Source organism: Aerococcus vaginalis (assembly GCF_053762225.1).
On record NZ_JBSMYC010000001.1, the window covers coordinates 257,773 to 284,342 of the forward strand.

General features: G+C 39.2%; 18 protein-coding genes and 3 tRNA genes. 17 read left to right on the forward strand and 4 right to left on the reverse strand.

Going from position 1 to position 26,570, the window contains the following annotated elements; translation table 11 throughout:
* Positions 1–26 precede the first annotated feature (26 nt).
* Positions 27–1,580 carry a Ppx/GppA phosphatase family protein gene (locus ACWOEX_RS01250; RefSeq protein ID WP_455297445.1) on the reverse strand — a complete coding sequence of 518 codons (1,554 nt, stop codon included), beginning with the start codon at positions 1,578–1,580 and terminating at the stop codon, positions 27–29.
* A gap of 160 nt (positions 1,581–1,740) precedes the next feature.
* Between ACWOEX_RS01250 and ACWOEX_RS01255 the strand changes: the two genes are divergently transcribed.
* Entirely contained in the window at positions 1,741–2,391 is a 651-nt protein-coding gene (locus ACWOEX_RS01255) for an HAD family hydrolase (RefSeq protein WP_455297446.1), read from the forward strand.
* A gap of 1 nt (position 2,392) precedes the next feature.
* Here the strand turns inward: ACWOEX_RS01255 and ACWOEX_RS01260 are convergent, their stop codons facing one another.
* Positions 2,393–2,887, reverse strand: coding sequence for a low molecular weight protein-tyrosine-phosphatase (locus ACWOEX_RS01260; RefSeq protein WP_455297447.1), 495 nt, complete (start codon positions 2,885–2,887; stop codon positions 2,393–2,395).
* A gap of 157 nt (positions 2,888–3,044) precedes the next feature.
* Between ACWOEX_RS01260 and ACWOEX_RS01265 the strand changes: the two genes are divergently transcribed.
* The 9 genes from ACWOEX_RS01265 (at position 3,045) to ACWOEX_RS01305 (ending at position 13,959) form a co-directional block, all read left to right on the forward strand.
* Positions 3,045–3,722: a uracil-DNA glycosylase gene (locus ACWOEX_RS01265; protein ID WP_455297448.1), complete on the forward strand. Its 678-nt coding sequence runs from the start codon at positions 3,045–3,047 to the stop codon at positions 3,720–3,722.
* Between the two features lie 116 nt (positions 3,723–3,838).
* Positions 3,839–4,480, forward strand: coding sequence for a Holliday junction resolvase RecU (gene recU, locus ACWOEX_RS01270; RefSeq protein WP_455297449.1), 642 nt, complete (start codon positions 3,839–3,841; stop codon positions 4,478–4,480).
* Positions 4,467–6,995: a transglycosylase domain-containing protein gene (locus tag ACWOEX_RS01275; protein ID WP_455297450.1), complete on the forward strand. Its 2,529-nt coding sequence runs from the start codon at positions 4,467–4,469 to the stop codon at positions 6,993–6,995. Before recU ends, ACWOEX_RS01275 begins: the two co-directional genes overlap by 14 nt.
* 126 nt (positions 6,996–7,121) lie before the next feature.
* Entirely contained in the window at positions 7,122–8,414 is a 1,293-nt protein-coding gene (tig, locus tag ACWOEX_RS01280) for a trigger factor (RefSeq protein WP_455297451.1), read from the forward strand.
* A gap of 149 nt (positions 8,415–8,563) precedes the next feature.
* On the forward strand, positions 8,564–9,811 hold the full coding sequence (gene clpX / locus ACWOEX_RS01285; RefSeq protein ID WP_455297452.1) for an ATP-dependent Clp protease ATP-binding subunit ClpX: 1,248 nt from the start codon (positions 8,564–8,566) through the stop codon (positions 9,809–9,811).
* Positions 9,812–9,844: 33 nt separating this feature from the next.
* Complete coding sequence (gene yihA / locus ACWOEX_RS01290; protein ID WP_455297453.1) at positions 9,845–10,450, forward strand: ribosome biogenesis GTP-binding protein YihA/YsxC; 606 nt, start codon at positions 9,845–9,847, stop codon at positions 10,448–10,450.
* Between the two features lie 22 nt (positions 10,451–10,472).
* A complete protein-coding gene (dnaG, locus tag ACWOEX_RS01295; RefSeq protein ID WP_455297454.1) occupies positions 10,473–12,299 on the forward strand; it encodes a DNA primase in 1,827 nt (608 codons plus the stop codon).
* Between the two features lie 28 nt (positions 12,300–12,327).
* Entirely contained in the window at positions 12,328–13,557 is a 1,230-nt protein-coding gene (gene rpoD / locus ACWOEX_RS01300) for an RNA polymerase sigma factor RpoD (RefSeq protein ID WP_455297455.1), read from the forward strand.
* A gap of 81 nt (positions 13,558–13,638) precedes the next feature.
* On the forward strand, positions 13,639–13,959 hold the full coding sequence (locus ACWOEX_RS01305; RefSeq protein WP_455297456.1) for a hypothetical protein: 321 nt from the start codon (positions 13,639–13,641) through the stop codon (positions 13,957–13,959).
* An 841-nt stretch (positions 13,960–14,800) separates the two neighbouring features.
* Here ACWOEX_RS01305 and ACWOEX_RS01310 read toward each other — a convergent pair.
* Together ACWOEX_RS01310 and ACWOEX_RS01315 are read right to left on the reverse strand one after the other, a co-directional pair.
* Positions 14,801–14,872: transfer RNA gene (locus ACWOEX_RS01310), tRNA-Glu, on the reverse strand.
* A gap of 7 nt (positions 14,873–14,879) precedes the next feature.
* A tRNA-Thr gene (locus ACWOEX_RS01315) sits at positions 14,880–14,952 on the reverse strand.
* A 375-nt stretch (positions 14,953–15,327) separates the two neighbouring features.
* Here ACWOEX_RS01315 and ACWOEX_RS01320 point away from each other — a divergent pair.
* From ACWOEX_RS01320 to ACWOEX_RS01350, 7 genes are all read left to right on the forward strand, one after another.
* Entirely contained in the window at positions 15,328–16,041 is a 714-nt protein-coding gene (locus ACWOEX_RS01320; RefSeq protein ID WP_455297457.1) for a tRNA (adenine(22)-N(1))-methyltransferase, read from the forward strand.
* Complete coding sequence (locus ACWOEX_RS01325; protein WP_455297458.1) at positions 16,038–16,859, forward strand: Nif3-like dinuclear metal center hexameric protein; 822 nt, start codon at positions 16,038–16,040, stop codon at positions 16,857–16,859. Before ACWOEX_RS01320 ends, ACWOEX_RS01325 begins: the two co-directional genes overlap by 4 nt.
* 43 nt (positions 16,860–16,902) lie before the next feature.
* Positions 16,903–18,159, forward strand: a complete 1,257-nt coding sequence (gene pepT, locus ACWOEX_RS01330) for a peptidase T (protein WP_455297459.1) — start codon at positions 16,903–16,905, stop codon at positions 18,157–18,159.
* 68 nt (positions 18,160–18,227) lie between these two features.
* Positions 18,228–21,875: a PD-(D/E)XK nuclease family protein gene (locus tag ACWOEX_RS01335; protein WP_455297460.1), complete on the forward strand. Its 3,648-nt coding sequence runs from the start codon at positions 18,228–18,230 to the stop codon at positions 21,873–21,875.
* Positions 21,868–25,749 carry a helicase-exonuclease AddAB subunit AddA gene (gene addA, locus ACWOEX_RS01340; protein WP_455297461.1) on the forward strand — a complete coding sequence of 1,294 codons (3,882 nt, stop codon included), beginning with the start codon at positions 21,868–21,870 and terminating at the stop codon, positions 25,747–25,749. The genes ACWOEX_RS01335 and addA overlap by 8 nt, the downstream gene beginning before the upstream one ends.
* 66 nt (positions 25,750–25,815) lie before the next feature.
* Positions 25,816–25,886, forward strand: a tRNA-Gly gene (locus ACWOEX_RS01345).
* 60 nt (positions 25,887–25,946) lie between these two features.
* Entirely contained in the window at positions 25,947–26,567 is a 621-nt protein-coding gene (locus ACWOEX_RS01350) for a ribonuclease H1 domain-containing protein (protein WP_455297462.1), read from the forward strand.
* Positions 26,568–26,570: the final 3 nt, after the last annotated feature.

Below are 26,570 nucleotides of genomic sequence, written 5' to 3' on the forward strand. Positions count from 1 at the left end.
AAAAACTCCCTTTCAATTTAGAGTAATCAAACGCGGGTATAATCTTTTTGGTTAATAAATTCCAAATGAATATCTTCGCCAACGATACGCTCGATATGTTTCTTCTGGTTTTCGCATTGGTTCACTTCCGATAATAGCTTTCCTTTGTAAAAAATACGTAAAATTAACGTGTTTTTTTGATGAACGAAATCGATCGTTTGTATCATTGCTTGATTAGAGCCGTTCAAACAGTTGGCGAATTTAACAATACTACCGAGAGTTTGAATCAGTTTCATTTCCTTATCAGGGAACCAATCTTTAAATAAAGAGAGGTAGGTTTTAAATAAGGAACGATTTTTGTAACTAGCGATTAAACTCAACGCGACACGCTCATGGTGAGTGAAACCGTCTAAATTAGTATTCGACAGGAGATAGAACGTATGTTGTGAAGCACTATTGGTTTCAACCATTTCACCGATGTGATAGCAGAATGCACCGTAAGCAAGGAGTTTTTGCTCGGACGCTTTCAACGTTAATTGATCTTCCTCATTTAAGGCGTGATAGAGTTTTGTGGCGAGCACCATGCGTTGTGCAGCAATGCTAGTATTGAAATGATACACAGCAGGTAAACGCTCGATCGTTTGTCGAGCGATATGTTTAATATCATAAGCATCAGGATATTTATTCTGAACATAGTCAAAAATGATCCCTTCACGTAATCCACGTTGGCTGAAACGGAAGAAAGGTGCTTTGATGTAGTTATAAAGTTCGAGGTAAACAAGCATCGCAGGGACGATGATATCCGCGCGATCGCTACTTAGGCCGTCGATTTTTTTCATTTCTTTTTGAGAAGAGGCTTCCATGAAGCGATTAAATACAGTATCAAGCGCATCCCGTTTCATTTCAAAATTGTGTAGTCCAGCTAGAGGATAATCGATGTTATTCTGATAGACACGGACAAGATTACGTGCGGCACCACCGATACCGATTAATGGTAATTCAGCTTTTTTCATAAAGGGATGCTTATCGAAAGCTTCACGAATAAATTGTCTTGTATTCTCAATAGCTTCTTTATCATTATGGTTTTTGCCTGCAAAGAATTTGTCCTTTAGCGTGACGGCACCAAACGGGAAACTATATGATTCAATAATTTCCTTATCACGAAATAGCGTCACTTCACTACTACCACCGCCGATATCGAGTGTAATGCCGTCTGCTAGTGATAACGAATGGAAAACAGCATTGACACCGTAGTAGGCTTCTTGTTCACCAGGCACGACATCAATCGTTAGTCCAATATTATCCTTGACGGTATTAACAATAGCGTCCCGATTGTTTGCCTGACGAATGGCAGCTGTACCTTTTGCGAGAATGCGATCTGTTTCAAATAGTTCAGCCTCTTTGACTAACCCAGAGAGTACATCACAGAGTACAGTAATTCCTTTTTCTGACATGACATTATCATCATCTAAATATTGAAAAATACGCGCAGGAACTTTGATATTTTGAAGTACTTTCATGGTAAAGTTATCAAAAATTTGAAAAATCACGAGACGGATACTATTTGATCCGATATCAATCAGTCCGATACGTTCTTTCATAAGTCTCTCCTTAATCTGTCAAAATATTTCATATATCATAAATGATAACGCAAACAAGCTAATAACAATAGAGGAAAGAAGAATAAATAACAGCTATCTCTTGATTTTAAAGCGCATTGATGGGATAGTTGTCGAAAAAGAGGGAAGGACGATGCATCTAATGAAAAAGAAAGTTGTTATTTTTGATATGGACGGTACGATGATTGATTCAGAATATCCGTATTTTCTAAGTTTGAGTCAAGCTTGCGAAGAATATAACGTTTCCATGTCTGAGCATGAATATTTCAATAACTATGCAGGTGGAAAAGTAGCAGAGAATGAAAAACGTCTAGGTAAGAAAATCCAAAATGATGAGATTGCCAAAAAAGTGATTGACCGTGCGCGTGAGCTTTACTTCCAAAAGATTGAGCAGGGTGTAGAGCCAAAACCAACATTGATTGAAACATTGGATGCGTTGGCGGATCAAGGATTGCGCTTATTTGTCGCTTCATCATCGACAGAAGATGTTGTTCGCCGTATCCTATCAAACGACGTTAAAATTATTGACCGCTTTGAGGGGATCGTTGCTGGTGATCATGTGTCACACTCTAAACCACATCCAGGAATCTTTAATCGTGCATTAGAGGTTGCGGACGTCGATGCGTCAGAAGCGTTTATTATTGAAGACTCATTCCAAGGTGTGGAGGCCGGCTATCGTTCAGGTACGGAAACAATTATGATCCCAGACCACCGAGAACCAACGGATGAAGTTCGTGATATGGCGTTTGCTGTCGTAACACAATTGATCGATATTGTCTCCCTCGTTTACTAGTTTAGGTTTTGAGAACTTTTTCAATTTCAGTGATAATGTCAGGAATTCCCTCCTTGATATCATGGTAGCATTGTTTGAAATCGCGTGTTTCAATCGGATCAATAATTGTTGATTGCTCAGGGTTTTCTTGATATGAAGAGAATAATGATACTTTTGATGCATTGGTCTCACCAACACGTAGCTTTGAAGCATTCAGTGTCAATGTATCGAAAGCAATAATATAATCAAAACGCTCACCATCTTTTTCTGTTAATGGACGACAGCGATGTTTCTTAATGGCGATGTCATCCTCGGATAGAAATGACTGCAATGTCTTGTCCATCGGTCTTCCAACACCCCAGTTTTCAATGGCAGCAGAGTCGACGCTGACTTGACGATGGAGATGGTGTTTTTTTAATGCATCTTCCAGTAAATTTTCAGCTAAAGGTGAACGACAAATGTTTGCTAAACAAACAAAGAGAATACGTTTTTTTCGTTTATTCCACGGCAGTTTCATTTGTTCAATTCACCTCAACAATATAATCATCAATTAGCGACAACAACATTTGTGATTAGTTTAACACGAAATGATAATAACGTCATTTCTGAACTGATGAACCCACACTCAAATGATGATATAGTGAATATATTAGGTATAGAAGGTAGGCGTTATTGTGACACATGAATTTATTCCTAATGAATGGCAAGCACATCTTCAACCTGTGTTTGATTCAAAAGGCTACCAACAGCTCCATGATTTCCTAAAAAATGAATACCACGACCGGACGATTTATCCTGACATGTGGCATATCTATGAAGCGTTTAAGCTAACGCCGTTCGATCAAGTGAAGGTGGTTATTCTTGGTCAGGATCCATACCATGGCCCTAATCAGGCGCACGGTCTAAGTTTCTCGGTTCAACGTGGTGTTAAGGTGCCGCCATCTCTTCAAAATATTTATAAAGAATTAGAAACTGACATTAATTTTAAACCTGTTAACCATGGGAATCTTAGCGAGTGGGCAGAACAGGGCGTTTTACTTTTGAACAGTGTACTTACAGTGAGGGCTGGACAAGCAAATTCTCATCGTGGAAGAGGCTGGGAAGCGGTCACTGATTACGCGATTCGCGAGTTAAACAATATTGACCATTGTGTGGTTTTTATTTTATGGGGAGCTGCAGCACGAAAAAAGATGACGTTGATTGATCAATCCAAACATGCGGTACTGACATCCCCTCACCCGAGTCCATTATCCGCTTACCGCGGTTTTTTTGGTTCTCGACCGTTCTCAAAAACAAATCAGCTACTGGAGGAAAAAGGACAAGAACCCATCAATTGGCAGTTAAGTGATTAGCTATTAATACTTAAAAATTTATAAATTTTTAAGTATTAATAGCTAGCGGTGTTAATGCTTATCTTCATATAATTTGCTATAATGGAACGTAATTAATATTAAATGGGGGGAACGATATGCGGTATCCGGATGGTAGAAATTATCATCGTAAAATAACATCTGAATCAGTCGCAGCATCACGAAAACATGAGACACAGGCTCACCGTGGTATGCGATTAGAGACGATGTTAAATCATTCAAATGAGTGGTACCTCGCTCGAGAGCGTGCGGTTATCTATAAGAAACCGACACCGATACAAGTGGTTTCTGTCGACTATCCGAAACGCGCGAAGGCAAAAATTAAGGAAGCCTATTATCGTCAACCTTCTACTACTGACTACAATGGTGTATATAACGGTCATTATCTCGATTTTGAAGCGAAGCAAACGGCAGAGGTTACACGTTTCCCGCTGAGTAATTTTCATGAGCATCAGATCCAACACATGAAAGCATGCCAGGATCAAGGGGGAATTTGTTTTGTGATTATGCTGTTTTCGCATTTGAACGAAGCCTATTTATACCCGTTTGACGCATTACAAACCTACTGGTGGCGTTATTGCCGAAAGGAAGGGCGCGCATCAATACCGATTGATGCCATTCGTTCGGATGGTATTTCGATTGCAATAGGTGCTTTTCCGGATATCGACTATCTGCCAGCGGTTGATCAATATATTAAACAATTGCAATGTAGAGGAAGTGAATCATTTGGACAAAAATGATAATCAACATCAAACACCCAAGCGACGTCATCAGTCGTCACAAACGAATCGTAAACGTCGCACATCTGGATCGAATCCCAAGATGACTAATGGTGCACGACAACAATACCAAAGTGGAAAGCAATCAGGGAATCAACCAGATCATGCCCATGAATCACATAGTGTTTTAAAGATGGTGTTGATCGGTGCACTACTTGTGATGTTGGCTGTGGGCGTCACAGGAACAGCGATCGCCGTATCTTGGATTAGCGATAGTCCGGAAATTACTAAGCGTGATCTTGAGGGTTCAGTTGCTTCTGTCGTTTATGATCAATCTGGCGAGGAAGTATATAAGACCACACAGAATGAGCAGATTATTATCGATTCTGATCAAATCTCGCAACAAGCATTCGATGCGGTGACTTCAATTGAAGATCGTCGCTTCTTGGATCACAATGGTATTGATTTACGCCGCATTTTTTCGTCATTCCTTGCCAACTTGCGTGCGGGAGGTATTGCACAAGGCGGATCGACGCTGACACAGCAATTAGTGAAGCTATCGGTTTTCTCTACTAAGGAAGAAGATCGAACCTATAAGCGTAAGGTTCAGGAAATGCATCTGGCCCGTCAGATTGAACAAGAGTACTCGAAGCAGCAAATTTTTGAGTATTACTTGAACAAGGTTTACATGGCAAATGGTGTGTACGGTATCGGAACGGCTGCTGAAATGTATTATGGTAAACCGCTAAATGAGCTGTCACTTGCTCAAGTGGCATTATTAGCTGGTATGCCACAAGCTCCTAACGAGTATAACCCGTACGTTAACCCAGAAAATGCTAAAGAACGTCGTGATCTCGTTCTAGGTGCAATGCTAGATAATGAAAAGATCTCAGAAAGTGAATATCAAGAAGCGAAGAATGAACCGATTGATGAAGGCTTGCAACCTCTTGAAGAACTACAAGAAGAGGGTAGAACGAACAATCGTATGGTTGATGCCTATGTCAAGCAAGTCATCAAAGATGTTCAAGATGCTGGGTATAACATTTTCGAAGATGGATTAGAAATTCATACGCATCTCAATATGGATATCCAACGTCACTTATATGAAACAGTGAATGATGCTAATGGTGTCTACTTCCCTAACGGTGCAATGCAATCAGCTGTATCGATCCTTGATACGAAGACAGGTAATATTGCGGCATTATTTGGTGGACGTAATCAGGAAGCACAATTAGGCTTTAACCGCGCAACAGAATTGAATCGTTCGATTGGTTCGACAATGAAACCATTAACGGCTTATGGACCAGTATTTGAATTCCTGAATTACAGTCCGGGGCAGACTGTCGAAGATGAACCACATTCCTATAGTGATGGGACTGAAATTAAGAACTACGAAGGTCGCTATATGGGGACGCTCACACTACGTGAAGCACTGGTTCGCTCGCGTAATATCCCAGCATTGAAGATGATCCAGGCGTCTGATCCTCAAAACGTTAATGATTTCTTAGCTAAGATGAATATCCATTTAAATGGTGATGCTGGTATTTATGAATCGAATGCGCTTGGTGGTGAAGTCACGCCGTTAGGTTTAAGTGCTGCCTATGCAACAATTGGTAATTACGGTGAATATAATCAACCGCGTGCAGTGGATTACTTTGTAACCAAAGCTGGTGAAAAAGTTGAAGTGAGCCGTGATAGTCATCGTGCGATGAAAGATTCAACGGCATATATGCTAACTGATGTCTTGAAAGGCACATTTAAACCAGGTGGACTTGCGGCATCAAATGCCAATCCAAATATTATTCAAGCGGGTAAAACGGGTACGACAAACTATACAGATGGTGAGCTCGCACAGTACGGCATTCCAAGCGATGGTTCTCCAGACTCCTGGATGGCTGGATTTACCACGGATTATGCCATTGCGATCTGGGTCGGATACGATAGTCCATATTCATCGGATGGCTACTTGACATTGAGTGATCAAAGCATCGCACGAGCGTTATATCAAAACTTGATGGAATTCATCACGAATGGTAGTCATCAAGATGACTGGCAACAACCAGATAGTGTTCATCAAGTAAACTTGATTACTGGGTCAAATCCTTTGCGTATTTCGCAGTCTAGTGGTGGCAATACGACAACTGATTTGGTTAATGATGAACTGTATCAACAATTAATGTCACGTGGTTATGGTCAAGCAACGAATGAACGTCGCTCGACCTCTCAGAACACTACAAACCAACAGGGTGACAATAACTATAATAATTACAATACTAATCAGAACACTGTGACACCAGATACCGACGTCCAGGAAGAGTCGTCTGAGACAGAAGAACAGCCAGATGAAATTCCTGAGACGGATGAACCGAATAACACACCAGCTGAAGGCGAAGGGCAAGTAGCACCGCAATCGCCAACGGGTAATAGTGGTAATGGCAATACGCCAACAGCCCCTAACCAGAATCAGAATACTGCACCACCTGCTAATAATGGTGGAGGAATGCCACCGCGTCAGCCACAGGGACAACGACGTTAAATAACACTAAAAGTCGTTATTTCACGGCTTGGGATGGACAGTAACCGGAGATTATAGTATAGTGTTCGAGTGTTAACGGCTTTTTATAAGCTGAGTCAAGAAAATAACAAGGTAGGAGAATGATTAATGACTGTAACTTACGAAGAAAAGAATAAAAATGAAGGTACTTTACATTTTACTGTAAGCCAAGAAGAAGCTCAGAAAGCATTAAAACGTGCTTACAAACGCGTGAAAAACAGCGTTAGCGTTCCAGGCTTCCGTAAAGGTAAAATCAGCTACAATGTTTTCGTGAAAATGTTTGGTGAACAGGCACTTTATGAAGATGCCATTAACTTTGTATTGCCAACAGCTTTCCCAGAAGCAATCAAAGAATCTGAACTTGACGAAGACAAATTAGTTGGTCGTCCACAATTTGATATTGAACAAGTGGAACCAGGTAAAGATTGGAAATTACTTGCACATGTTGCATTGAAACCAGAAGTTACACTTGGTGAATACAAAGGATTAGAAGTTCCTAAACAAGATCGTGACGTTGCTGAAGAAGACGTTGAAAAACGTATTGAAGATGCACAGAGCAACTTGGCTGAATTAGCTGTTAAAGAAGGCGCAGCAGCAGAAGGCGATACAGTTGTCATTGACTTTGTTGGTTACAAAGATGGCGAAGCTTTCGACAACGGTTCTGCTGAAAACTTCTCCTTAGAATTAGGTTCCGGTTCATTCGTACCTGGTTTCGAAGAACAATTGGTTGGCGCTTCTGAAGGCGATGAAAAAACGCTCGACGTAACTTTCCCAGAAGATTACCAAGCGGAAGATTTAGCTGGTCAAGCAGTTGAATTCAAAGTAACTGTTCACGAAGTTAAAGAAAAAATCACGCCAGAATTAGACGATGAATTCGCAAAAGATGTTGATGAAGAAGTTGAAACATTAGACGAATTGCGTGAAAAATACCGCAAAGAAATTGCTGAACGTAAAGAAGCTGCAGCAAAAGAAGCAGTTGAAGAAGCAGCTATCCGTAAAGCGATCGACAATGCAGAATTTGGCGACGTACCGCAAGCAATGATCGATGAAGAAATCGACCGCCAAGTGGATCACTACCTCAACGAAATGCAACGTCAAGGCATCTCTGAAGAAATGTTCTTCAACATCACTGGTTCTTCCCGTGAAAAATTACGCGAAGAATTCTCTGAAGATGCAGATGTTCGCGTGAAGACAGACTTGTTGTTAGAAGCTATCCGTGAAGCTGAAGATTTGGATGCTACTGAAGAAGAAATTCAGAGCGAAATTGATGATCTCGCTAAAGCTTACGACATGGAAGCTGAACAAGTTTCTAAAGTAGTGACTGAAGACATGTTGAAACATGACATTAGCTTGAAGAAAGCAATGGCTATCATTACTGATTCAGCTGTAGAAGCAGACTAATTATTTGCTGATAGCATGAGTTGTCTGTAAGATACGAAAGCACTTGCTGCCTGCGAGTGCTTTTTTATATCCCGCTGTAGCAGCATGTTAGATTGACTTTAATAGCCGTTTTTGCCAGAATAAACAAGAATTTAGAGATGGAGGCTATCATGGTAGAAGAGCAAACAAAGTTGCATTGTTCGTTTTGTGGAAAATCACAGGATCAAGTCGATAAAATTATTGCAGGACCAGATGTATACATTTGTAATGAATGTGTCGCATTGTGTAGCCGCATTATTGAAGAGGACGAAAAAAATCGTTCAACTTCAGACGATACAATGATCGAATTGCCAACACCTAAAGAAATTCGAAAAATACTTGATGATTATGTTATTGGTCAAGATATGGCTAAGAAGACGTTATCTGTGGCCGTTTATAATCACTATAAACGTATTAGTGGCCAATACAATCAAAATGAAGAGGATCCCGTAGAATTACAGAAGAGTAATATCCTTCTCGTTGGACCAACTGGATCTGGTAAAACCTATCTTGCACAAACATTAGCGCGTATCCTTCAAGTGCCATTTGCTATTTCAGATGCTACCACATTAACAGAATCAGGTTATGTGGGTGAAGACGTTGAAAATGTGTTGTTGAAGTTACTACAAGCCGCTGATTTTGACGTGGAAAAAGCAGAACACGGAATCGTTTATATCGATGAAATTGATAAGATTGCATCTAAAGCTGAAAATGTATCAATTACACGTGATGTCAGTGGTGAAGGCGTACAGCAAGCGCTGTTGAAGATTCTCGAAGGTACGCAAGCGAATGTGCCGCCTCAAGGTGGTCGTAAACACCCACAGCAGGAAATGATTCAGATTGACACGACAAATATATTATTCATCGTTGGTGGGGCATTCGATGGTATTGAAGAAATTATCAAAGAACGTGTTGGTAAGAATGTGATTGGCTTTGGACAGAAAGCAGATACTGAAGGTGAACGCATTACAGGTGCTAATGTTATTCCAGAGGACTTACAACGCTTCGGCTTAATTCCAGAATTTATTGGTCGTCTGCCAATTACTGCTACGTTGGATGAGTTAACGTCGGAGGACTTAGTTCATATTCTTAAAGAACCTAAGAATGCATTGGTTAAACAGTATGCAGCCTTGCTTGCGATGGATGATGTGGAACTCAGCTTTACTGATGAAGCATTAGAAGCTATCGCAACAAAAGCGATGGAACGCCGTACGGGTGCGCGTGGTCTACGTTCTATTATTGAAAATGCGATGCTCGATATTATGTTTGATATTCCGAGTCGCGAAGATATTTCTAAAGTTGTGGTTGAAGCAGCGGTTATTACGGATGATGCTAAACCAACATTGTTGGATAAAGAGGGAAAAGAACTCTCTGAATAGTGTTTGCCGCTGACTCTTACTTAAGGAGAAGCTATGATACCTAAACAACATACACCAACGTTTCTATTAAGTGCAGCATCAGAAACACAATATCCAGTGCCTGATAAACCTGAAGTCACGCTGTGCGGTCGCTCAAATGTTGGTAAAAGTAGTTTCATTAATGCATTATTTAATCGTAAAGCATTAGCTAGAACATCGAGTAAACCGGGAAAGACCCAGCAATTGAACTATTTCGACGTCGATAATGCGTGGTACTTCGTTGATATGCCTGGATATGGATATGCCAAAATTAGCAAAAAAGAACGTCAACGTTGGAAAGTTCAGATGGATAAATACTTTGCTGAGCGCGAAAACTTGGTATTGACACTCGTATTAGTTGACTTTAGACATCAGCCGAGCAAAGAAGATATAATGATGGTTGATCAACTTAATGAAGAAGAAGTACCGTACTTTGTGATTGCAACAAAATCAGATAAAGTTAAGCGCAACCAACATCAGAAACAATTGCAGTTAATCAAAGATACATTAGGACTTGTGAGTGTGGACCAGATTTTACCTGTGTCATCTAAGGAGAAACAGGGATTAGATGAGGCATGGGAAATTATTACAGCTGTTCTGAATGGTGAATTCACGGAATAATCAATAATTGGAGCTGGTAGAGTTGGCGAATCGAATTCCAGAACAAGTCATCGATGATATCAAAAATCAAGTAGATATCGTTGATATTATTAGTCATTACGTTGATTTAACAAAACGTGGTAAAAACTATGTCGGTTTATGTCCATTCCACGATGAACGCACGCCATCTTTTACCATCGAACCAGAGAAACAGTTTTTTAAATGTTTCAGTTGCGGTCGTGGTGGTAATGTCTTTAGTTTCTTAATGGAAAAAGAAGGCGTTGGTTTTAAAGATGCCGTTCAAAAAGTAGCTGATATGGGGAATGCTTCCGTAGCTTTTGATTTTGATAGTATTCAAGAAAAACAACAATATAAAGCCCAAGATCTCCGGCTCATTAAGGTCCATGAAGAAGCGGCTAATTTCTATCACTACGTGCTCACCACAACTAAAGTGGGAGAACCGGCATTAGCTTATCTTAGACAGCGTGGTTTAAGTCAAGAAACCATTGAAATTTTCAATATTGGTCTATCACCAGCTGATCATGGAATGACCTATCGCTATCTAAAAAATAAAGAGTTTACAGATGAAGAATTACGTTCGAGTGGTATCTTTTTGGATGACTATCCAACGCGCGATCGTTTTGCGAGTCGTATCGCTTTTCCCCTACGTAATGAATATGGCGATACAGTAGGATTTTCTGGGCGTGTATGGACAGAAGACACACAGCAACGTGCGAAGTACTTAAATAGTCCTGAAACTGCGATTTTTCAAAAAAATCGCTTCCTATTCAATTTGGATCAAGCAAAACAAAAAGCAAAAAAAGAACTGATCCTTTTCGAAGGATTCATGGATGTGATTAGCGCTTATGAAGCAGGGACTATGAATGGGGTAGCTTCATTGGGGACTTCTCTCACTGATAATCAAGTCATGATTTTATCGAAGCGCACCCCGAAAATTGTATTAGCCTATGATGGCGATCAACCGGGCTTTAAAGCCACAAAACGTGCTGTTGAGCATTTCCAACAACATGCATCAAAGCAAGAATTAACGATTGTGCTGTTTCCTGAAGGACTCGATCCTGATGAATTTATTCAACGCCATGGCACAGATCGTTTTCAGCAATTTTTGAATGCGCAGCGGTTATCACCGATGCAATTTTATCGCGTATACTATCAGCAGATTTATTCATTGAATAATGACGAAGAGAAGTTGCGTTATATTCAAGAGATGCTTTCAAAGATTGCAGAGAATGCTTCAGAGTTGGTTGAAAGTATTCAAATCAATACATTAAGCGAGGATACAGGCATTGCAACAGATGTACTCGCTGGGCAACTGGAATTACTGAAGAAACAACATTCATCGCGCTGGAATGAGCCATCTTCTGATAATTATATCCAAGAAACACTCACGAGTGAGGATACTAAAGCATTGACAGTGGGTGAGTTGGTAGGAATGCAGCTGCTGAACCGGTTGATTTATCATCCGGAAGTGTGGCAATATATTGAAGGATCAACGCAATTTATTGACTTTGAAACTGAAGCGCTTGAAACGATTTATTTACTATTAGTAGATCAGATAACTAGTCAAGAATTACAAGTTATTGATACTTCAGTGTTTTATAATGAATTGCGTAGTGAACAAGCACGTCAATGCTTTTTGCAGATCATTAATTTGGAATTGCCACCAGAGTGGACCACACGTGAGATTGATGATTTGATTAGAAAACTAACGGTTGTACCAGACATACAAAAACAAAATGATCAACTAAAAGAAAAGATAGCTCAGGCACAGAAGATTAATGACTTTGCAGAAATGCAGGCGTTGAATCGTCAACGTATCGATAATTTGCGTCGTTTGAAGAACAAGTAGGTAAGACATAATACAGGAGGTTATCGTCTTGGCAGAAACCGATAATAAAGGTAAACGTCTAACGCTGAAACAAGCGAAAGAAAAATTGCTCAAAGAAAAAAAATTGCTCGGTTCCATCCGCTACAGTGAATTGAGTGATAAAATTGCTCAGCCTTACGCATTAGACGATAAACAGATGGATCAATTGATTGATCAATTTGAAGATGGCGGAGTCGCAGTTGTTGATGAGAATGGTGGCCCGACAAACCGCCAGCTCCAACGTGAAGAAATTAAAAACGTTGAAGACGATGTTGAAACAGTTGATAGTTCAGATGTCGCTGACGTCTCTAAAATCGTAGCAAAAGAAGAGAATACGGATCAGACAGAGTCACACAAAGTGGTTGCTGAGCACAAAGCAGCTAACCCAACAGCGGCGAAGATGATCAATACAAGTGATCCGGTACGTATGTACTTAAAGGAAATTGGTCAGGTTGACTTATTAACTGCTGAGCAAGAGGTGGCACTCGCTAAACGTATCGAAGAGGGCGATCCAGAAGCGAAACAAGAATTGGCTGAGGCCAACTTACGTTTAGTCGTATCTATTGCCAAGCGTTACGTCGGACGTGGGATGAGTTTCCTAGATTTGATCCAAGAAGGCAACATGGGGCTCATGAAAGCTGTCGAGAAATTCGACTATACGAAAGGTTTCAAGTTCTCGACATATGCGACATGGTGGATTCGTCAGGCAATTACGCGCTCAATCGCCGATCAGGCACGCACCATTCGTATTCCAGTACATATGGTCGAAACCATTAATAAACTGGTTCGCGTACAACGCCAGTTACTTCAAGATCTAGGTCGTGAACCAATTCCAGAAGAAATCGGCGCTGAAATGGACTTACCAACGGAAAAAGTCCGTAATATCATGAAGATTTCACAGGAACCAGTTTCACTAGAAACGCCAATCGGTGAAGAAGATGACTCACATCTTGGAGACTTTATCGAAGATCAAGAAGCGACACGACCGGATGACTACACGAATGCTGAATTATTAAAAGAACAGCTCGATGAAGTATTAGAAACGTTAACTGACCGTGAAGAAAATGTATTACGTTTGCGTTTCGGTTTGCATGATGGTCAAACTAAGACATTGGAACAGGTCGGTAAACAATTTGGTGTAACGCGCGAACGTATTCGTCAGATTGAAGCAAAAGCATTGCGTAAGCTACGCCATCCAAGTCGTTTGAAACAATTGCGTGATTTCTTAGAAGATAGTTAATTGATTTTTTAAATGAAAGTTCTTAAAATTAGTTGCTGTAATGGCGACTAATTTTTTTATTTAGAAATGAAGGGGGATACTATGGGATTCCGTTTTAATAGTCGTGAACAACAATCTGTTGAAGATATTTTTGATCGACTGATCCAACCTGAACAGGTGGCAGATGATTATGAGGCTGAAGATGACCAGAGTCTATCTTCATTGCCATTGACGCCAGAATTCATTCAAAATCATACATCTTTTGGGACATATACAGATTTTGTATTAAAATCACCAGTGGAACTAAGACAATATGAAGCTGATCTTACACCGGAGGATATGAAGATATTGGATCATTACATTGATCAGCATACTGACTTTAGCTCGTATCAGGAATTAAAAAAAGCGGCTTTAGACAACTAATTGAAAACAGCACAGTCTTCGCTACTGTGCTGTTTTTATGTGTAATGATTATTATTTTCTAGATGTCTTAGCATATTTATATAATTTCTCAACGGTAGTAAACTGTATTTCTCTAAATCTCTATTTCCAGATTGTAATTGCTGGATTTGAGATGCATCAACACCAGTCTTTTTTCCGATACTATGTGCTGACTCATTGCTTTTTAGCAGGGTATTAATCTGTTACTTTAATCCTTGGATTATATCCATCTTATCCACCAATAAATAAATTTAATAAACTTAAAATCAGTACAATAACCAACAATACAATTTTAATAATTTCTAACTTAGTTTCTAATTTCATTTGAATAGCCTCCTAATTTTATATACAATAAAGAAGCGAGAGGATCAATGGCTCCTCTCGATTGTGATTAATTAACTATCGCATTTATTAAGTTAATAGCTTGGGATATTATCGTTAAGACTAGAATTACGATTTGGATAATCCTAAAGCTATTTTTATTTTATGTGCCTTATCATATATGATCTATGTCTTTTCAATATTATCTCATCTATACATTATAAATCACCAAGGTTACGTAGTTAAATGTTTTCAAAAATATCCAGAAAATTTTGCTATATACTATCACGACTATCGTCTCATCGTATTATCCGATATGAGACGATAGGGGAGGGATAAATAAAAAAGACAGCATGTGAATGCTGCCTTGAAGCCCTTAGTTCTACTGTTTGATAATGCAAAATGTTTTGATTTTCTATGATTTACTTTGATTTTCTAATTCTTAAAAACCGCTTAAAATCAACGTTTCTAGTTAACTTTCATTTTCTATGGGCATAAAAAATCACCCATATGGGATTCGAACCCATGATTCAGCGCTGAGAACGCTGCGTCTTAACCCCTTGACCAATGGGCGTTTGTGATGCCGGCTATAGGACTTGAACCTACGACCTCCGCGTTACGAATGCGATGCTCTACCAACTGAGCTAAGCCGGCGAATAAGTTATTCGTGACGAACAACAAGAATTATTATACACACCGTAAACAAGTTTGTAAAGAGTAAATTTGTTGGATATCCGGATTTTCGAGTGATTGAGCAATTAATGATTGCCATCGATTCAATTTCTGCCTTTTGGATATCATAAATATTCTCCTATAATTCGATTTAAAATATATTAAATGACATCGATATCTCTTCTTAAGGAGAATAAGTATAATTCCTATTTATTAAAGAAGTAAACGCTTAAAAATTGAGAAACGCTTAAGTATGAGAAATTAAAGTAGAGTCATTACTGCTAAATTGACATCGGATTACCAAGATAAATATGATAAACTAGAATAGAGTATATGAGTAAGGAGTCAGAGAGAATAGTGGACGCAAATCATTTATCTAAACGATTACAACGCTTGGCAGATTGGGTGCAACCAGGATCGCATCTCTTAGATATTGGCTCCGATCACGCTTATCTCCCTGTGCATCTTGCGAAACAACAGCGACTAGCGCACGGTATTGCGGGGGAAATTACTGAAGGTCCCTATCAGCGCAGTGTTGAGGAAGTACATACTGAGGGCTTTGATGATACGATTGAAGTACGCCTTGGTGATGGGTTTGAAGTGCTGACGACTGAGGATGAGATCGATGTTGCAGTTATGGCGGGAATGGGTGGTGAATTAATCGCTGCGATTCTCGACCGTGCGTTAGCGCAATCCTTACTACCAAAAGAAGCAAAATTAATTCTACAGCCTAACCGAAAAGCATCATTGGTTAGAGAATGGCTGATGAATCATGATTATACAGTGCTAGATGAAGGCATGGTATATGATGGTGGTAAATACTACGAAATGATCCATGCGACACCAACTGATGAGGGATGGCGTTATGAAGCAGATGAATTGTTACTTGGACATTTTACAGCCGAAAATGATCCTGATATCTATCAACAGTATTGGGAACGCGAATATCAAAAAACAAAAAAAATTCTATCACGTATCGGTGCCAGCAATCATCCAGCGTCAGGTGAGAAACAACGTGCATATGCGGAGATGATAGAACGGCATTTTGATTTTGGAAAGGAGAACTCATGACAACTGTTAAAGAGATTGTTGATGCTTTTGAATCATTTTGTCCGCAATCTTGGTCGGAAGATGGTGATCCTATTGGTTTACACTTCGGTCGCTTTGATCGAGAAGTTCATCGCATACTCGTAACACTCGATGTGCGTCCAGAGGTGGTGCAAGAAGCTATTGATAAAGAATGCGATTTTATTTTCTCGCATCATCCAGTAATTTTCCGTCAGCCGAAAACATTGACAGAACACGATCCACAGCAGCAGATGTATGCCGAGATTATTCGTCATCGTATTAGTGTTTATAGTGCACACACTAACCTCGATAATGCCCCAGGTGGGATGAATGATTGGCTCGCAGCATTGTATGGGATTGAAGACACGGAAGTGCTTGTTCCTAAATCTCCGGCTGTTGAAAATGCAAACGGTGAATTGGTCGGTATGGGACGTATCGGAAATCTTTCTGAATCGATGACCGTATGTGCATTTGCAGAGAAGATTAAATCAGTACATGGATTAGCAGGATTACGCGTAGTCGCTGATGATATGGATAAACCAATCCAACGTGTGGCTGTCTTAGGCGGCGATGGTGGTAGTTTCTATCAGCAGGCATTAGCCAAGGAAGCAGATATCTATATTACTGGAGATGTCTATTACCATACAGCACACGATATGCTAGCGTCAGGTCTATCAGTCATTGATCCTGGTCATCATATGGAGAGTGTCTGCAAACCACACTTAAAATCGCTGATTGACGGATGGCTATCTCAGCAAGACGATCGCTCTGTTGAAGTGATTGAAAGTGAGCTCAACACGGATCCATTTCAATTTATTTAGTGACTAATCATTATTAAAAGTATCGAAAGGAAGTTTACGTATTATGGATATTCAGCTATCTTCAGAAGCATTACTCGAACGTTTTTTACGTTACGTTAAGGTTAACACGCGTTCTAATCCAGAAAATGCAGATCAGATTCCATCTTCTCAAAACCAGGTGGAATTCGCACACCAACTAGAGGACGAATTAAACACACTGGGATTAGATGATGTTTACTATAACGAAGCCGATAGTTATGTCACAGCAACATTGTCTGCCAATGATACGGGAAACAATTACCCAACAATTGGCTTCTTTGCACATCGTGACACCGCAGATTTCAATGCTGACAATGTTCAGCCACAAGTTATTGAGAATTATGATGGCGGCGTAATCCCGTTGTCAGATTCTGGCTATGAATTATCACCTGAAGATTTCCCATCATTAAATAAATACAAGGGGCAGACATTAATTACAACGGATGGACGCACGTTATTAGGTGCTGATGATAAATCAGGGATTGCAGAAATCATGACAGCAATCGCTTATTTAATTGATCATCCAGAAATTAAACATGGTGATATTAAGGTGGCATTTGGTCCAGATGAAGAAATCGGTATGGGTGCGACGCGCTTTGATGTAGAACGCTTTGGTGCCGATTTTGCTTTTACCGTTGATGGCGGTCCACTCGGTGATTTAGAATATGAAACCTTCAATGCAGCACAGGCAGATTTGAAGATTACGGGTAAGAGTGTCCACCCATCTGAAGCTAAAAACATTATGATTAACGCCTTACAAGTGGCGATTGAATTCCACAATGCCATTTCCGCATTTGATCGTCCAGAACATACTGAAGGACGCGAAGGATTCTACTTCCTCGATGGTATTACTGGTAATTCAGATGAAGCATCGATGGCTTACATTATTCGTGATCATGATTCGCATGTTTTCGAATACCGTAAACACCAGATGGCTAAAATTGCAGAAATTATCAACGACAAATATCCACAGAAAGTGATTGATATCGAAATCATTGATCAATACCGCAATATGCGTGAAATTCTCGAACAAGACATGCGTCCAGTGACACTAGCAGAAAAAGGCTATGAAGTAGCAGGTGTGACACCAAATATTCAACCCGTTCGTGGTGGTACAGATGGTTCAATTTTGACTTTCCGTGGCTTACCGACGCCAAACTTATTCGCAGGTGGCGAAAATATGCATGCACGTTTTGAATATGTATCACTCGAAACGATGATGAAGATGGCAGAAATTATTGTTCGCATTGCATCTTTAGCAAAAGATTATGAGCAATTTTAATTGAGCGGTCACAATAGACATCGCTTCTTTTAGGGAGCGGTGTTTTTCTTTTTAGTTGAGGAGGGCTTATGAGTCTTGTTTTAAATTTAGAAACAGCGGCACAGACGAAACGATCATCTGTCATTCAAGCGGTGAAACAATTTTTATCGGAAGATCTCAATCGTCAAGTGTTCTATATCGTGCCAGATAATCAACAGCTCACTATGGAGTTTGAAGTACTGAATCAATTAGAGGCATTACAGACGAATAATATTTCAGGAAACACTATGGGGATTATGCGCCTTCAAGTGTTCAGTTTTAAGCGTATGGCATGGTACCTAGGCATCAAGAACAAAGAAACCATCTCTAAAATCGGTCTAACTATGGTTATCAAAAAAGTTTTGGAAGAACTGGAAGGCGGTTTAACAGCTTTTCAAAAAGAACGCCAATACTTGAGTTTCCAAGAACAACTCTATGAATTATTTGCGGAATTTGACCGTGGTAATATGACGGAAGAGTATCTGAAATATCTGTTAGTACAACTCAAAGCGGATGACGAAACGATTGAAAATAGCACATTCAAGCGCAATGAATATCGAAAATTGGAAGAGATTCTTGATATATATAAAGAATACAATGCCTATCTAAAGAATCAAAAATTACAAGATGTCAATATTTACGAAGACCTAGTCAAAGTAATTGAACAGACGGATCTATCTCATACGATGATTGTGATCGATGGATTTGATTACTTTAAAGCTAGTGAATACAGCGTCGTTAAAGCATTGATTGAGCAAACGCATACCGTCATACTATCGCTATTAGCAGAGAGTAAAGATATCAATCAAGAAGATTATGATCCCACACTATCCGTCTTTACAGGTGCTCACTACATTTATCATCAACTTTCACAACTATTACCGTATCAAGCGACTATCGAATCGTTCCACGGAGATACTGAAGAAAGTTCGTATGCTAAAGGGATTCAGACTTTAGAGCAGTGGTGGCGTGAACAAAATTTCAGCCATAATCATTTAATTGCAGAACAAAAAAACAGTGTCAAGACAGCGGTAGATGTTTGGCAAAGTGAATCTGTACGTGTGGAAGCCGATCAAGCGGCCAGTGCTATCTACCATGAAGTTAGCGAGGGAGAAAGGGATTATCGCTACAAAGACTTTCAAATTTTTGTTGGTGATTTTGACCACTATCAATCTTTACTGGTTGAATCGCTGAAGCAGAATGGTATTCCTTACTATATTGATCGTCCAGAATCGATGGCGAAGCATCCGCTCACACGTTTTCTATCCTCGTTATATAACGTTTATAAATATAATTGGCGGTATGAAGATGTCTTCAGCATGTTGAAGACAGAGCTATTTAAGGTTCCTCTCGCATATCGTGATAATGAACAGGGGAGCGACACACAAAATTCTAAAGAAGAAGCTGTGCCATCCTTTAGAAGGATACTGGATCGCGTTGAAAATATCGTATTAGCGAAAGACTATCAAGGAAGATTATGGTGGTCAGAGAAAGAACACTGGTATTTTGACGGTTATGAAGAAGCGATTAAGTTCACCGAAGATAGCACCATTATTCAATTTAGAAATGGCATTTATCAACCGATTCAAGCATTGTTCGACGGTTGGAAAGATAAACCTACTGTGAGAGAAGCTGTTTCAGATTTTTATGATTTCATGACAAAAGATAATCGTCCAATGATTTGCATGCAAAAATGGGAAATTTATCTTAAAAAACAAGATGATCAAGAGGCTATCGAACGCGCTAATCGACAAGAACAAGTATGGAATCGTTTTGTGCAGACATTAGATGAATATGTCCTGTTATTTGGTGAGAAAACATTTGATCCTGAAAGTTTCTTTTCAGTCTTGTTATCAGCATTCGAAAATAATTATTATCGTATGGTGCCACCAACGTTGGATAGTGTACGTATTGCGGAGTATAAGGATGCTTCGATTGTTCCTCGAAAATTCAGTATCATTTTAGGAATGACGGATCAAGCGCTCCCACAAACGATGACACGTAAGTCATTACTCGATGAAACGACTCGTGACTGGTTGAATCAAGCGATGACTGCAGAAGGGACAATGGCACAATTTGGAAAGGAATTGCATTTCTTAGATCCAAATGCGCAGCAACAATATAACAACGAAAAATTCACATTCTATCAGTTATTAACATCTGCCACTGAGCGTTTGATTTTAAGCTATCCATATAATTCGTCAAGTAAAAATGAAAAAGTCTCACCATTTTTAGCATTGCTGTTGGATAATTTTGAAATGGAAGCCACATTGCATGTCGAACAGCCGGTTGACTGCGAGAGTGAATGGATATTAGGAAATGGTAATGAGCAGCTTCAGCAATTAGCGATTAAACAGCAGCAATTTGATAAATTACCAGAAAACTGGCAAAAAGTTGCAGATCAGAAAGTTAAGAATGAAAATGAAACCGAAGAAAAAACGCTGAATGAAAAATTACTTGATCGGTCAGAACTTGAAAATACATTTACTAATTTAGGTCAAGAAGGTGCCAAAGCACTTTACGGTGAAGTACCGAAATTCTCTATTTCACAGCTAGAGTTATTTAATAAAGATCCTTTCAGTTATTTCTTGCGCTATGGATTGAAACTCAAAGAGCGTCAACGCTTTGAGGTAGATCAACTACAGACTGGGAATTACTTCCATAGGGTTTTGGAACTTTACTTCAAAGTCTGGCCAAAAGTTGATGAAGCGAAAATGATCGATGTATTGAAGGAAACTGTTGAGGAATTTGAAGTCTTTAAACGTACTGAAGACCATAAAGATTTTAATTTCAGACGTCAGCAGTTAGACGATACACTGAAACTGCTTGCCCGCTATGAAACGTTGCGATTACAGGCGTTGAACATTTCCAATATCGAAACCGAGCAAAACTTTGAGACTGAAGTTAAAACGTCGTCTAAGGGTAATCAATATCAATTAAGAGGAAAAATCGATCGTGTCGATCAATTCAATTTAGCAAAAGATACCCAGACAAACAAAGATGCATTAGGTTTTCAGGTAATTGATTATAAGTCATCTGATAACTCTAATAATTTGAAGTTATCCAAATTAATGGATGGTAGTAGTTTGCAGTTGTTTACATATTTTGTACAGGAATGGGAGAAATTAGAAGACGATAAGAAAAAAATATTGCCAATAGGATTCTTCTATCAAGAAATCAGTAATTTAATTAGCAAAGATATTCAAATAACGAATGATGATGAGTATAAAAAAGATATAAATACAGAGGAAGTAATTACTGATAAATCTACAAATGCACGCTTTAAGGGATATATTCTTAAAGATGAAAGGAGCGGTCAGGTTCCTCACATTAAATCTACGGTACCGTTAGACACCATTTATCATATAAAGCTTAAAAAGGATAGCGTATTTTACACAAATGACAAAAAAGGATTGACGGAAAAACAATTTAGTAGTCTTAGACAAATTGTCAATGACCGTATTGCGCAAACAGTCGATAGTATTATGGAGGGGGACATTGAATTATCACCATTAACGTTTGATAACTATACAGCACTCCTGCCATCGTTAACAGACTATCAATCAATTTCACGATATGATCCAACTGAAGATCATATCGAAAAACGCTCACCATGTGATGAAAGCAATGAGGATATTCTAAAGGACTTTCTAAAGAAAGAGCAGTCAAAAGAAAAAGAGGAGGATGACAATGAGTAATCAACCTGGAAAGATGTCATTTACAGAAGAACAGCAACAAGCAATAGTGTCTGGAAATGTTCCTAAAGCACATCGTCAAGTTGGTAATGTGCTCGTTTCAGCCTCAGCAGGTTCAGGAAAAACGCGTGTATTAATTGAGCGTATTATCCAAAAAATTTTAACCGGTGATAAAGAGAATCGTATTTCACTTGATCGATTAGTCGTGGTTACTTTTACCGAATCAGCAGCTAAAGAAATGAAAGAACGTCTCGAAAAAGCACTGCAAGAGGCAATTAGTAATGAAACTGACTATGAGACGCGTCGTTTTTTACAAGAACAATTAGGGTTATTACCGATCGTAAATATTCAAACTATCGATGCTTTTTGTCGACAAATTGTGAATCAATTCTATTATCTCATTGGGTTAGATCCTAACTATCGACTGTTGAGTGATCAAACAGAATTAGTGTTACTCAAGCAAGATGTGTGGGAAAAATTAGTTTCAGATGCACTCTCGCGAGAAGAAAATGATCCTTTAAGGGTAGCGTACGAAACCGTCGCTAAAAATTTTAGTGATGGCCGACAACATAGTAGTGATAGGCTATATCAAATGATTATCTCGCTATTTGATAAAGCGCGATCACATGCTAATCCTAATCAATGGCTAGAACATTTATCTGATAGTTATGCATACCAACCATTCGTAGAATCAACTGTTGTTAAGAATGATATTATTGGTCGCTTTATTGAAGAACTAGAAGCGGTTACGAAACAGTATCAGAATGTTGCTATTCCAGATATCTTCGATACAGAAGCGCGTAGTAAAAATGAAGAAATTCTGTCTATGGGTGATAACCAACAGCTATGTAGATCGTACCATGAGGGAAAGCTAGATTATGCAATACTTCATAATCATAAACCTAATAAGATAAGGCTAAACTCTTTTAAGGGACCAACAGATAAAGAGGAATATAAAGAAGATTTCGAAAACTTCAAAGAAGAAATTAAGCGTATTAATAAAATTTATGATAATAAAATCAAAAAGAAGTACGACAAATTCTTCGGTTTTTCACCTGAAATACTAGATGAAATTATCAAACAGGTGGGTGTCATTGCAGATCGCTTAATATTACTCGTTCAAACGTTCCTTGAGAAAATTGATGAAGCAATGGCTGAAAAAAATGTGCTAGATTTTGCGGGTATTGAATTGAAGGCGTTGGAAATTCTAAATGCTACTAATGATGATGGAAACTATGAAGCGCGCGATTACTATCATGAACGTATCGATGAGGTTCTTATCGATGAGTATCAAGATGTGAATGATTTGCAGGAACAGATTCTGAAATTAATCGGTGAAGATGATAAACATCAATATCGCTTCATGGTAGGGGACTTGAAACAAAGTATTTATCGTTTCCGATACTCTAATCCAGATTTGTTCCGCGAAAAGCATCATGATTATCAGAGTCATGAGAATTCAAGTCAATTAATCGAATTACAGAAGAATTTCCGAAGTCGTCCAGAAGTATTAAATTTTGTAAATATGATTTTTAATCGTTTGATGGATGATGAATTGGGAGGTATTGACTACTCAAAAGCGAATTTAGAGTCTGGTAAGACAGCTGAACCGCTTGAACCATTTCTTCCAGAGATTCACGTGGTTGATCAATCAGAGAAAGAGGAAGATAAATCAGAAAAAACAGATGATCAATCAGAAGAATCAAAGAAAAAAGAGAAGTTATCTAAAGTTGAACGACAAGCACATATTACAGCACAACGTATTCAATCATTGATTGGTCAAACATTTCCTGGACAAGAGAAAGCTGTTCAATATTCAGATATTGCGATTCTGACAAATACGCGTGGCAGTTATAGCGAGATTGAAAACGTATTTAATCAGTATGGTATTCCGATTCATCAAGATAAGCGTGAAGATTACTTTACGCGAACTGAAATTATGACTATGGTTTCAATACTTAAGTTAGTGGACAATCCGAATCAGGATATTCCGCTCACTGCTGTCTTGCGTTCACCAATTGTAGGCCTTAAAGAACCAGAATTAGCACGAATTCGTTCATTTGGTGATAATTACACACCTGAAAATGAAAAGGATGACTTTTCCTCTACAAAGGGACAGCCATTTTTCAGTGCGGTGAATTTGTTTAACTGTAAAATGAACAAGAAGCAAGACAATCTCGGAACAGAAGATAAAGAGATTGCTGACGCTCTTAAGTCATTTTTTAAACAATTGAATAGTTGGCGGACATACCAACGAACGGCAAGTTTGAGCGAGCTGTTGTGGCGTATTTATCGTGACACAGAGTACTTAGTAACGGTCAGTTCACAATCACATAGTGAACAGCGCCGCAGCAATTTGTACGGTTTGATCCAATTGGCGAATGATTTTGAGCAACAGGGGCAACGAGGATTATTCCAATTCGTGCGTTACATCGAAGAGATTTCTCGTCAAAAGAAGGATATTGAAACGCCTCAAGATCTCAATCCAAACAGTAATTCTGTGGAATTAATGACAGTTCATAGCAGTAAGGGTTTAGAATATCCTGTTGTCATTTACTTTGATGCGTCCCACGGTTTCAATAAACAGGATTATCAGCAATCACCATACATTGTCAGTGAGAAATACGGTTTGGGCTTCCGTTGGTTTGATCGAAAGAACATTCGAGTCATTGATTCATTGATCTTTGAAATGGCAAAACTCGATGAGAAAAAGCAGAGTTATTCTGAAGAGATGCGTAAACTCTATGTGGCGTTGACACGTGCGGAGCAGAAATTAATCATTGTCTCGGCGGCAAAGAGTATGGATATGACGCCCACGGATGATACGCCAATTCTCTCAAAAAGTGAACGATTGGCGGCAGGGAACAACTGGGGCTGGATTGTGGCAGCACTCAAACCATACTTGTCTCTGAAAGAAGAGGATGCTATCTATGAACTTAAATCTGATGGTACATCTTTTGCTACATTAGAGGTTCATCGAGAAATCTCTAAAGAAAATGTTGACTCTACCGTTGATAATCAGCAGTCCTCTGTATCATCGACTAAACAGATAATTAAATACTCTCCGATAACATTTAATTATCCATACGACTCAGCCACAACAATGGATAGTAATGGCTCCGTGAGTGATTTAAAACGCCAATCATTGCGGTTTGATGACCCACATATGACGAAAGAGCAGGAATGGATAAATAGTGGGAAGAAAGATAAGACACAGGAACAAACGGATAGTGTGACGAGCGGAGAATATTTAAGTAAAGACTGGTCGGAACCTGAATTCAAAAAAATTGAAAAAGAGCGTAGTGCAGCAGAACACGGTACAGCCGTTCACTTACTTATGCAAAAAATCGCCTTGGAAGAAGGCAAAGCACCGAATTACGCGGATTTCTATCAACTGGCACAAGAATTAGTAGCTTCGAATGAAGTGCGAGAAAATATTTATACTAAGTCTGACTTTGAGAAGCTTTCACGATTCTTTATGGAAAACGAAATGGGACGACGTATTTCTGATAATGTGTCTAGGTTGTATCGTGAGCAGCCGTTCACATTGAGCATCGCAGCGGAGCAGTATGCGAAATGGACGAATCAGATGGGGAAGAAAATGGCTGAGGACGATCGCATGATTATCCACGGTATTATTGATGGATTCTTCATTGATCATGATGAAGTATGGCTTTTTGATTATAAAACCGATCACATGGGTAAGTTAGACAGAGAAAAGGTACGTAATCAATTGTTGAAACGCTATAAGCTACAGCTATCTATCTATCATCAGGCATTAGAGAGTGCTTTACAGAGAAAAGTCACACACAATGTTCTCATTTCACTCGATACACTCGAAGCGTTTGATTATCCAACAGATAGATTAGACCTTTAATCATTTTTAACGGCAGGGTGGCGCATTCAAATAAAAAGTGCTATAATATTCTCTGTCGTTAATGTTGCGGGTATAGTTTAGTGGTAAAACTATAGCTTCCCAAGCTATCGTCGCGAGTTCGATTCTCGTTACCCGCTTAGAATAGAAAAGATAATGAGCTGTGTAATTTGACACGGCTCTTTTTTATAGGTGAGTTTATGGGAACAAAACAAAAATTTTATGCGGTGCGTATTGGTCGCAATCCAGGAATCTATCGCACATGGTCAGAATGTCAAAAACAAATCATGCATTACAAGGAAGCAGAATATAAATCATTTAAAACAGTAAAAGAAGCTGAACAGTATTTAGCAGCAGGTAATGTCAATGCAGAGATACCAGATAAAGGTGATATACCACCTGAGAATGAGTGCTGGGCATTTATTGATGGTAGCTTTATTGCCGATCAAAAGGCTTACGGTTACGGTGGTGTCCTGATTTATTCTGATCGCCAGCATGCTTTTAATGGTGGAAGTAAAGATAAAGCGCTTGTAGAGTTACGTAATGTTGCAGGGGAGATGTCTGCTGCAATGCGTGCGGTTCAAGATGCGATAAAGAATCGTATGAAGAAAATTACACTCTTTTATGACTACAAAGGTATTCGCGCATGGGCGAAGGGTGAATGGAAACGCAATAATGAATATACGCAGTCATATCATGAATATATGCAGAAAGCGGCGCAGCGCATCGCAATTGAATTTGTTAAAGTGCCTGCGCACGAAGGAATATACTATAATGAATATGCTGATCGTTTAGCAAAAAATGGTGCAAAGGAGGCGTAATGG